Consider the following 10264-nt stretch of genomic DNA (forward strand, 5'->3'; position numbering starts at 1 on the left):
GAGGGGCGGCGGGGCTCATGCCGGGCTCGTCCCGGGTCCGGTGCCGGTGCCGGTGCCGGTCACGGCGTCGGCCGCGGCACCGGCCTCGGTTCCCGCGCCCGCCCCGCCCATCGGGCAGACCGGCCGGGCCGCGCCCTCCAGGTACTCGGCGTACTCGGGCGCCGGTTCGTCCTCGCCCATCGGACCGCTGAGGGTCAGCTCGGTGCGCAGTTCCCACAGCTGCGGGAAGAACTTGTGCCCGATCAGCTTGGCCAGGAACTCCACCGGCGCGCCCTTGGTGCCGACCACGGAGTGGCCGATGACCCGGGTGGCCATCTTGTAGTGCTGGGTGCGCCACAGCGAGATCCGCTCGTCCCAGTCGATGAGCGCCTCGCAGAGCCGGTACTCCGGGGTGTCCTGGCCGCTGCGGTAGACCTCGACGAGGTCGGTGCCGCGGGCCTCGGTCAGCCGCCGGAACGCCTTCTCCAGGTCCACGCTGACCAGCCGCGCGGCCTTCCAGCCGGGGGACTCGAAGCCCGACCCGTGCCCGAGGACCGTACGGATGATCTGGAAGTCCCAGGGGGCCAGCTGCCGCATCATCTCCAGCTGGTCGGCGGTCATCCGCGCGCTCAGCGAGGCGCGGCCCAGCAGCCGGGCGGCGGTGTCGAGCGCTCCGGCGTCGATCTGCCGGGTGGCCTCCTCGACCTCGTGGCAGGCGAGCTTGAGCCACAGCTCGGTCGACTGGTGGACGACCTGGAAGAGCATCTCGTCCCGGTGGATCATGTCCTCGGGGCGGCGCTGGAGCGACAGCAGCGTGTCGGTCCGCATGTAGCGCGTGTAGTCGTTGTCCCCTTCTCCGTCGAGTACGGGAACCGAATAGTCCTTGGCCACGGTGCTCCTGTCAGGCGGTGGTGGTGGACAGGGCGAGCGGCTCGGCGCGCACCCGGAAGTCCTGGGCGGTGGCGGTGATGGCGGCCTCGGCGGCGGCGCCGGTCGCGGCGCGGAACCGGAAGCGGCCGCCCACGTGCTCGTAGTAGGCGTCCGCGTCGGGCAGCACCTCGCCCGGGCGGAGCACGACCTCGGCGTACGGCCCGTCGGCGCGGCCGGTCATCGAGGTGGACTCCGTGATGCGGCAGGGCCGTTCGGCCGGGGCGGGCACGAGCATCCAGCCGGCCACCTCACCGGTGGGGTGCGGTGCGGCCGCGGTGGCCGGGACCGGCGGCAGCGGGAGGTCCAGCTGGAGCTGCCAGGCGGCGTGCATCAGGTCGTAGCCGTGCACCTCGCGCCACAGGAAGGCGATCTCGGCGCCGCCGACGCGGGCGCCGCACTCCAGGAAGCGGCAGTGGGGGCGGCCCTCCGCGTCCCGGTCGATGAAGACTTCGAGGTGGAAGACGGTGGCCCGGCCGGGGGAGAGCGCGCCGAGGAAGGCGGTGGCGGCCTCCTCGACGGCCGCGTTGACCTCGGGGTCGTCGATCTCGACGGAGCCGAGGTGGTTCCCGTCGCGGAAGCCGAGGCAGGTGTTGAGGTAGCGGGAGGCCCGCCAGGCCAGCAGCCGTTCGCCGTCGAAGACGCCGTCCACGTGTGAGATCGGGGCGTCCACGAAGGCCTGCACGAGCATCGGCTCGCTGTCCAGGTCCAGCTCCGCGACCCGGCCGGGGCCGTTCACGCGGACCACACCGGAACTGGAGCTGCCGGTGCGCGGCTTGACGATGACCGGCCAGCCGGTGTCCTCGCCGAAGGCGCGGACGGCGGCGGCGTCGGCCGCGGCGGCGAAGCGCGGTACGTCCAGGCCCGCGTCGGCGACCGCGCGGCACATCACGTACTTGTCGCGGAAGACGATCTGCGAGGCCTGACGCGGGCCGGGTACGTCCCACTCCTCCCGGAGCGCGGCCCCCACCAGTAGGTCGTCCTCCTTGAGCGCGACGATCGCGGCGGGCGCGCCGTGCCGGGCGGCCAGGGCGCGCACCTCGCCGCGGACCCGCTCCAGGTCGTCGGTCGCGGGGACCAGGACGACCTCGTGGGCCTCGGGGGGCACCGAACCGGTGCCGACCGCGGTGCTCACGTAGCTGACGCGGTGGGTGGAGTGGTCGACGTAGCGGGTGAACTCGGCGTACCGCTCGCGCCAGCGGTTGACGACGACGACGTGCGGCCGGTCGTCGCCGGGGGCGGTCGCGGCCGGGGTGGCGGCGGCCGCCGTGGATTCGGGACTCATGTCCGGTTCTCCTCGTCTTCCGGGTGGGTGAACACGCAGGTGCCGCGGGTGCCGGGGTTCGCGTAGGTGATGACCGAGCCGTCCTGCGGAGCGAGGGCGCGGACGAAGGCGCCGCCGTATCCCCGGGGGGTGACGAAGATCCCCCAGTTGGCGACCCACTCCCGGAGCAGTCCGCTGTCCGGGTCGACGACCGGCTCCAGGGCCGGTACCACCAGCTCCTGCGCCACGTAGTCGCGCAGGGCGGTCGCCTCCAGGGCCGCGGCCCACTCCTCCTCGCCGACGTCCCGGCCGATCACCACGCCGTCGGCGCTGTAGCCGATGCCGGGCTTGAGGACGAGCGAGGCGCGGTGCGTACGGGCGTGCTCCAGGGCGTCTTCGCACCCCTCGGCCCCCAGCACCCAGGTGCGCGGCAGCACCCGGTCGATCAGCTCCAGCTCGGCCCCGGTCAGCGCGGCGCGCACGGCCGGGCGGTGCAGCAGGCCGAGGGCGGCCTTGCTGGTGAACAGGGCCCCTTCGAGGGGGGTGAACAGGGCGGTACGGCCCTCTGCATGCGCGCGGTTGACCCGGCTCAGCGCGGCCCGGGCGGCGGGGTCGCCGGCGATCTGGCCGGCGGCGAAGAAGCGCAGGATCACGTCCAGCGGGCGGCCGCGCAGGGTCAGCCTGCCGTCGGGGCCCTCGTCGAGTTCCTGGATCTCCCCGAGCTGGAGGTCGATGCCGTGGCCGCGCAGGTCCTCCTGGATGGAGAGGAAGACCCCGTCGTGCTCGTCGAGCGCGCCGGGGGCCTCCACCAGGGCGACGGCGGGGGCGGCCCCGGTCGTAGGGCCGGCCCCGGTCGTAGGGCCGGCCCCGGTCGTACCGGCGGGCGCGCCGGTGCGGGCGGCCGCGGCGGCGTGCAGTTCGGCGACCAGGTGCGCCATGGTGTCGGTGTGGCCGAGCCGGTTGCGTTCGGCGAAGTCGCGGAAGGCCGGGACGTCGAGGAAGGCGCGGTTCAGCTGGGCGCTGTCGATGCCGCCCAGTTCGCTGCCGACGTTGAGTTCCAGCAGGCGGAAGCCGGTGCCGTCGTGGAAGGCATCGGCGCGGGCGTAGAGCAGCGGGTCGCCGTTCGCGCCCTCGCGCATCACCTCCGACAGCTCGGGAGGCAGCCCGATGGCGGTGCAGTAGCGGTCGAGGTCGCCGTCGTAGCAGCGCCGCGGCAGCGAGACGAGGACGCGGAAGAGGGCGGCGAGGTCGTCGGAGAAGGCGCTGATCTCCCGCTCGGAGACGAAGACGGGGCGGGGCAGCAGCACCTGGCCGTAGGTCTTGTCGTAGGCGGCCGGGACGGCGGCGCGGGCGGTGAGCGTGCGCAGCTCGCCGTCGGGGCGCCGGGTCTCCTCGACGTAGCGGCCGGTGACGGAATTCTCCATGGGCGGTCTCCATTTCTGCCGGATCCGGGCATGCCGGATCACGGCACGAAGGGGAAGCCGCCGAAGGCGCGGCGGCGCGGAAAGTGGGGGGAAGGGGGTGCGGCGCTGCGATCCGGGGGGCGCATGAGGGGGGAATCCCGGAAGGGAGCGGACGGCCCGCACGAGCGGGGGCCGGGGACATGCGGGAAAGCGGTTCGATCCGCGGTGACGTGCCTTCACTGTGGCAGCGGCGCCCCCGGCGGGGGCCGCTTCCCGGGCTGCGCGTTTACGGCTGTCGTGAATGCGCCAGGCGGCCCCGGGCCGCCAGAACCGGGCAGAAGGGGATGAAGGGGCGGGCCGGGCGGTCCGCGGCGGCCGGATCCGGTTGCGCGGGGCCCGGACGGCTGCTTACCTACAGACCACTGCAGGGGCCCCACGCCCCTCCGGACGATCCGCGGTGACCACCGGACCGTCCACCAGGGAGAACCCACATGCCCCGCCTGCAGATCGTCATCGCCAGCACCCGCCCCGGCCGCGTCGGCCCCGCCGTCGCCGCCTGGGCCGCCGCCGAAGCCCGCACCCACGGCGGCTTCGAGATCGAGACCGTCGACCTCGCCGAGGCCGGCCTGCCGTTCTTCGACGAGCCCGAGCACCCGTCCACGGGCCAGTACGCGCACCAGCACACCAAGGACTGGAGCGCCACGGTCTCCCGCGGCGACGCCTACCTCTTCGTCATGCCGATGTACAACGGCGCCTTCACCGCGCCCCTGAAGAACGCCATCGACTTCCTCCACCAGGAGTGGCAGGACAAGCCCGTCGCCCTCTTCAGCTACACCGCGGGCCCCTCGGGCGGCGTCCCGGCCGTCGAGATGCTGCGCCCGATCCTCACCCGGATCGGTTTCCGCGCCGCCGGGCGCAGCGTGTCCGTGCCCGGCGTCGGCGAGCTGACCGGCCCCGACGGCTTCCGTCCCCCGGCCGAGTTCGCGGGCGAGCTGAAGGGCGTCCTCGACGAGCTCGCCGAGCTGCTCGCGCCGCTCGACGCGGCCACCGCGGCGCAGGTCTGAGGGGCGCGGCCATGACCTCGCACTCCCCGCCCCCGGCCGCGCCCGCGCCCGGGCCCGTACCGGCCCCGGCCTGCGCCCCCGCTGCCGCCCCCGCCTCCGCCTCCGCACCGCGGCTGATCGTCGTCGGTAGCGGCGGGCGGCCGTACCGCGCGTACTCCTTCGCGTCCCTGCACGCCCGCTACACCCTCTCCGCGGTGCTCTCCGCCGAGCCGGACTGGCAGCGCGAGTACCTCGACTCCCACGTCGTCACCGACCTGTCGGATCCGGTCGCGATCGCCGATGCCGTACTCGCCCTCGCGGGCCCGGACATCGCCTCCGCGGCCGTGCTGACCTGGGACGAGACCGCCGTCGAGGCCACCGCGGCGGCCGCCGCCAAGCTCGGGCTGCCGCACCTGTCCGCCGAGGCCGCGAGCCGCTGCCGCGACAAGTACGCGACCCGCACGCTGCTCGCCGAGGCGGGGCTCGCCGCCGTCCGGCACCGGCTCGTCACCACCGCGGACGAAGCGGCCCTGGCCGCCGCCGAGTTCGGTTACCCGGTCGTCCTCAAGCCGCGCGCCCTGGCTGGCAGCATCGGTGTCACCCGCGCCGACGACGAGGGCCAGGTGCGGGCGGCCTTCGCCCTCGCCGACGGCGCCGCCTTCGCCACCCTGCCCACGGGCCACGGGATCCTCGTCGAGGAGTACCTCGACGGTCCCGAGATCAGCATCGACAGCGCCGTCCACGAGGGCGAGGTCCACATCGTCCACGTCGCCCGCAAGCGGCTGGGCTTCGCGCCCTACTTCGAGGAGGTCGGCCACCTGGTCGCCGCCGTGGACGACGAGCCGTGGGCCGAAGAGGTCCGAGAGCTGGTCACCGGCGTGCACCGGGTGCTCGGCGTCAGCACCGGCGTCACGCACGCCGAGGTCCGGCTCACCTCGCGCGGCCCGCGGCTGATCGAGCTGAACGCCCGCCTCGGCGGTGACCTGATCCCCTTCATCAGCGCCCTGGCCAGCGGGATCGACCTCGTGGCGGCCGCCGCCGAGCTGGCGTTCGGCAGGCTCCCCCAGCTGACGCCGACGCGCGGGGACACCGCCGAGGTCCGCTTCGTGTACGCGGCCGACGACGGCCTGGCCCGCCCGCTCGACCTCACCGCCGCCGCGGCCGTGCCCGGCGTCGCGCACACCGCCGTCCTCGCCGGACCCGGCGACACCCTGCTGCTCCCGCCCCGCCAGGCCATCCCGCGGCTCGCCGCGCTGGTCGCGGTCGGCCCGGACGCGGCCGCCTGCGCGCGGATCCTCGACCTGGCCGAAGCCGCCGTGGACCACACCGTGGACCCCCTCCCGGAAACGGAGACCGCCGCGTGAGCGCCCCCGTGGACCAGGCGGCGCCCCCCGGCCCGGCCGGCGCGCCCGCCGCCGGGCTGCGGGCGGCCGTCGTGCCCGGTGCCGGGACCGCGCGGACGCTGGCCGCGCGGCACGCGTACGTACCGCTCTACGTCGAGCTGCTCGACGACGCCCTCACGCCGGTCACCGCCTTCGCCCGCCTGTGCGGTCCGCAGGAGCCCGGCCTGCTGCTGGAGAGCGTCATCGGGACCGACACCACCGTCGCCGTCGCCCGGTACTCCTACATCGCCCACCGCACCCTGCCCCTCCCGCTCGGCGACGGGGACCCGCTCCTCGCGCTCCAGCCGCTGGCCGACCGCGACGTCGCCCCGCTGCCCGGACTCCCGCCCTTCCACGGCGGGGCCGTGGGCTACCTCGGCTACGAGAGCGCCCGCCACTTCGAGCGGCTGCCCGCCGCGGCGGGGCCCGGCCCGGACATGCCCGAGTCGGTGTTCCTCCAGGCCGACGACCTGGTCGTCTTCGACCACGCCACCCGCAGGGTGCTGATCACCACGCTGCACGACACGGCGGCCGAGACCTACGAGGACGCCGTCGCCCGGATCGCCGCGACCCACGACCGGCTGTACGCCACCGGGCCGTACGCCGACCCGACGTACGCCGGCCGGGCCGCCGGCCACGGCACCACCGGAACCGGCTTCCGCCCCCTCGCCCCCGCACGCACCGCCGCGCAGCAGGACCGTTCCGCCTGGCGCGCCCACACCACCGAGGAACGTTTCCTCGACATGGTCGACACCGCCCGCGAGTACATCCGCGCCGGGGACGTCTTCCAGGTCGTGCTCTCCCAGCGGTTCAGCAAGCCGCTGGCGGCCGAACCCCTCGACGTCTACCGCCACTTGCGCGCCGTCAACCCGTCGCCGTACATGTTCCACCTCACCCTCGGCGGCGGCCGGCACGTCATCGGCGCCTCGCCCGAACTCCTCGTCAAGGTCGAGAACGGCCGCGCGCAGACCCGCCCGCTCGCCGGAACGCGCTGGCGCGGCACCGACGCCGCCGCCGACGCGGCCCTGGAGGCGGAGCTGCTCGCCGACGAGAAGGAGTGCGCCGAACACGTCATGCTCGTGGACCTCGGCCGCAACGACATCGGCCGGATCGCCGCCCCCGGCACCGTCCGGGTGGACCGGCTCATGGAGGTCGAGCGCTACTCGCACGTCATGCACCTGTCGTCCACGGTCAGCGGAGACCTCGCCGAAGGCCGTACGCCGCTCGACGCGCTGCGCTCCACCTTCCCGGCGGGCACCGTCTCCGGAGCCCCCAAGATCCGCGCCATGGAGATCATCGCCGAGCTGGAGGACGAGCGCCGCGGCGTCTACGGCGGCGCCCTCGGCTTCATTGGCACCGGCGGCGACCTGGACACCGCCATCGCGCTGCGCACGCTCGTCATCGCCGACGGACGGGCCTGGGTCCAGGCCGGGGCCGGGGTCGTCGCCGACTCCGATCCGGCCGCCGAGTACCGCGAGACCCTGAACAAGGCGCAGGCCCTGTTCGCCGCCGTGGAACGGGCGGAGGCCTCCGCATGAGCGCGCATTCTTCCCGTACCGCCCCCCGCATCGCGGTCATCGACAACTACGACTCCTTCACCTACAACCTCGTCCAGTACCTGGCCGAGGCGGGCGCCGAGCCGCTCGTCCACCGCAACGACGGCGTCACCCTCGCCGAACTGGCCGCCCACGACGCCGTCCTGATCTCGCCCGGCCCGGGCGATCCGGGCCGGGCGGGCATCAGCCTCGCCGCCGTCCGCGCGCTCAGCGGCCGGCTCCCGCTGCTCGGCGTCTGCCTGGGCCACCAGGCGATCGCCGAGGCCTTCGGCGCCGACGTGGTCCGGGTGGGGCCCGTACACGGCAAGACCGACCGGGTGCGGCACGACGGCACCGGGGTGCTCGCCGGGCTCCCGGACCCCTTCACCGCGACCCGCTACCACTCGCTGGCCGTGGACCCCGCGACCCTGCCCGCCGAGCTGACCGCCCACGCCTGGGCCCAGGACGGCACGGTCATGGGCCTGCGCCACCGCGAACACCCCACCTACGGCGTGCAGTTCCACCCGGAGTCCGTGCTCACCGAGGCGGGCCACCGGATCATCGCCAACTTCGTCGACGCGGTCCCGGTCCGCGAAGCGGCCGGGTGCGCCGCCGGGGCCCCGCTCCTCCAGGGGGCCGCCCGGTGAAGGACGCCCTGCGCACCCTGGCGGCGGGCCGCCGCCTCACCCGCGACCAGGCGGGCCGGGCCATGGCCGCCGTCCTGGCCGGGGACGCCACCCCCGGCCAGATCGCCGGCTTCGCCATGGCCCTGTCCGCCCGCGCCGCCGACGTCGAGGAGATCGTCGGCCTCGTCTCCACCGCCCGCTCCTTCGGCGCCCGGCTCACCGGCGACGGCCGCGTCCTGGACACCTGCGGCACCGGCGGCGACGGCCACGACACCTTCAACATCTCCACCACCGCCGCGATCGTCGCCGCGGCCTGCGGGGTCCCGGTCGCCAAGCACGGAAACCGCAGCGCCTCCTCGGCCTGCGGCAGCGCCGACGTACTGGAAGCCCTGGGCGTACGGATCGACGCGGGCCCGGCGGACGCCGCCGCCTGCCTGGCCGACGTGGGCATCACCTTCCTCTTCGCGCCCGTCTTCCAGCCCGCCTTCCGGCACGCCGCCGGACCCCGGCGCGAGCTGGGCGTACGGACCGTCTTCAACGTGCTCGGACCGCTCTGCAACCCGGCGGGCGCCCGCTACCAGACCCTCGGCGTCTCCGACCCGGCCCTGCTGGAGGTCATGACCGAGGTCCTGCACCGGCTCGGCACCGAGCGCGCCCTGGTGTTCTGCGCCGAGGACGGCCTGGACGAACTGAGCACCTGCTCCCCGTCACGGGTCGTCGAACTCGCCGACGGCCGCACCACCTCCTACCGGCTCGACCCCGCCGCACTGGGCCTCGCCCCCGCCACCCTCGCGGACCTGCGCGGCGGCGACGCCGCCGCGAACGCCCGGACCGTACGCCGGATCCTCGGCGGCGAAACCGGCCCGCGCCGGGAGATCGTGCTGCTGAACACGGCCGCCGCACTCCGGGCGGCCGGGCGGTGCGAGGACTGGGGCGCGGGCATCGCCCGGGCCGCCGAAGCCATCGACAGCGGCGCCGCCGCCGCTGTGCTCGACGCCTGGACCGCCGCCGGAGCAGCGTCGCTCCGCCCGGTCCCGGCCGCCGCATGACACGACGAGGAGCCGTACGTTGACCCGCCCCACCCCGGGCCCCACCCCGGCCCACGCCCCACCCACGGCCGGCGCGCCCGCCCCCGCCGGCGGTCTGCTCGACGAGCTGGTCGGGGCCGCGCACCGCCAGACCGCGGCCCGCCGCGCCGAGGTGCCGTTCGCCGAGATCGAGCGCCGGGCCGCCGCCGCCCCCGCCGTACGGGACTTCGGCGCGGCCCTGCGCGCCCCCGGCCTCGGTGTCATCGCCGAGCTGAAACCCCGCAGCCCGCTCAAGGGCCCGCTCACCGACGACTACCGGCCCGCCGACCTGGCCCGCGCCTACGCGGCGGGCGGCGCCTGCGCACTGTCCGTCCTCGCGCACACCGAGGGCTTCGGCGGCCGCCCCGAGGACCTGGCGACCGTACGGGAGGCCGTCGGCCTGCCCGTCATGCGCAAGGACTTCATCGTCGACGCCTACCAGATCGCCGAGGGCCGGGCCTTCGGCGCGGACGCCGTCCTCCTGGTGGTCGCCGCCCTCAGCGGTGACCTGCTGGCCGAGCTGTACGCGTACGCGACCGGCCTCGGTCTGCACGTCCTGGTCGAGGTCCACAGCGACGCGGAGGCGCGTACCGCGCTCGCGCTCGGCGCCGTCAACATCGGCGTCAACCACCGCGACCTGCGCGACTTCCGCATGGATCTCGGCCTGACCGGCCGGCTGCGGCCACAGGTCCCCGCCGACCGCGTGCTGATCGCCGAGAGCGGCGTCCGCGGCCCGGCGGACGCCCGCCGCCTGCGCGCCGACGGCGCGGACGCGGTCCTGGTCGGCGAGACGCTGATGCGCGCGCCGGACCCGGCGGCGCTGGTGGCGCAGCTGAAGAATGCCGAGTACACCGCCGCGCCCACGACCGAGGAGACGCAGTCATGACCACCGTGCCCCCCATCCCTTCCTTCTTCCCCGACGCGGAGGGCGTGGTCCCGAACACCGAGGGCTATTTCGGTGATTTCGGTGGCAAGTTCATTCCGGAGGCGTTGGTCGCCGCGGTGGACGAGGTCGCTGCCGAGTACGAGAAGGCGAAG

The 10264-nt window shown here is 75.1% G+C and carries 9 protein-coding genes; 6 read left to right on the plus strand and 3 right to left on the minus strand.

From position 1 onward, the window contains the following. Positions 1–15 precede the first annotated feature (15 nt). From ABZY31_RS22455 to ABZY31_RS22465, 3 genes are read right to left on the minus strand one after another with little or no spacing between them, the layout of a single operon-like run. Positions 16–870, minus strand: coding sequence for a tryptophan 2,3-dioxygenase family protein (locus ABZY31_RS22455; protein ID WP_356412994.1), 855 nt, complete (start codon positions 868–870; stop codon positions 16–18). Positions 871–880: 10 nt separating this feature from the next. Then, positions 881–2191, minus strand: coding sequence for a biotin carboxylase (locus tag ABZY31_RS22460; protein ID WP_356412996.1), 1311 nt, complete (start codon positions 2189–2191; stop codon positions 881–883). After that, on the minus strand, positions 2188–3594 hold the full coding sequence (locus ABZY31_RS22465; RefSeq protein WP_356412997.1) for a hypothetical protein: 1407 nt from the start codon (positions 3592–3594) through the stop codon (positions 2188–2190). Before ABZY31_RS22465 ends, ABZY31_RS22460 begins: the two co-directional genes overlap by 4 nt. Positions 3595–4064: 470 nt before the next feature. Between ABZY31_RS22465 and ABZY31_RS22470 the strand changes: the two genes are divergently transcribed. From ABZY31_RS22470 to ABZY31_RS22495, 6 genes are all read left to right on the plus strand, one after another. Beyond that, positions 4065–4637, plus strand: coding sequence for an NAD(P)H-dependent oxidoreductase (locus ABZY31_RS22470; protein ID WP_356412999.1), 573 nt, complete (start codon positions 4065–4067; stop codon positions 4635–4637). Positions 4638–4648: 11 nt separating this feature from the next. Then, complete coding sequence (locus tag ABZY31_RS22475; protein ID WP_356413001.1) at positions 4649–5980, plus strand: ATP-grasp domain-containing protein; 1332 nt, start codon at positions 4649–4651, stop codon at positions 5978–5980. 71 nt (positions 5981–6051) lie between these two features. Further along, complete coding sequence (locus ABZY31_RS22480; protein WP_356413009.1) at positions 6052–7536, plus strand: anthranilate synthase component I family protein; 1485 nt, start codon at positions 6052–6054, stop codon at positions 7534–7536. Then, complete coding sequence (locus ABZY31_RS22485) at positions 7533–8180, plus strand: aminodeoxychorismate/anthranilate synthase component II (RefSeq protein WP_356413002.1); 648 nt, start codon at positions 7533–7535, stop codon at positions 8178–8180. The genes ABZY31_RS22480 and ABZY31_RS22485 overlap by 4 nt, the downstream gene beginning before the upstream one ends. Then, positions 8177–9208, plus strand: a complete 1032-nt coding sequence (trpD, locus tag ABZY31_RS22490) for an anthranilate phosphoribosyltransferase (RefSeq protein WP_356413003.1) — start codon at positions 8177–8179, stop codon at positions 9206–9208. The genes ABZY31_RS22485 and trpD overlap by 4 nt, the downstream gene beginning before the upstream one ends. Positions 9209–9227: 19 nt before the next feature. After that, positions 9228–10112 carry an indole-3-glycerol phosphate synthase TrpC gene (locus ABZY31_RS22495; RefSeq protein ID WP_356413005.1) on the plus strand — a complete coding sequence of 295 codons (885 nt, stop codon included), beginning with the start codon at positions 9228–9230 and terminating at the stop codon, positions 10110–10112. The last annotated feature ends 152 nt before the right edge of the window (positions 10113–10264 follow it).

Origin of the sequence: Streptomyces sp. NPDC006529 (assembly GCF_040611795.1) — a bacterium.
In the GTDB taxonomy this organism is placed as follows: domain Bacteria; phylum Actinomycetota; class Actinomycetes; order Streptomycetales; family Streptomycetaceae; genus Streptomyces.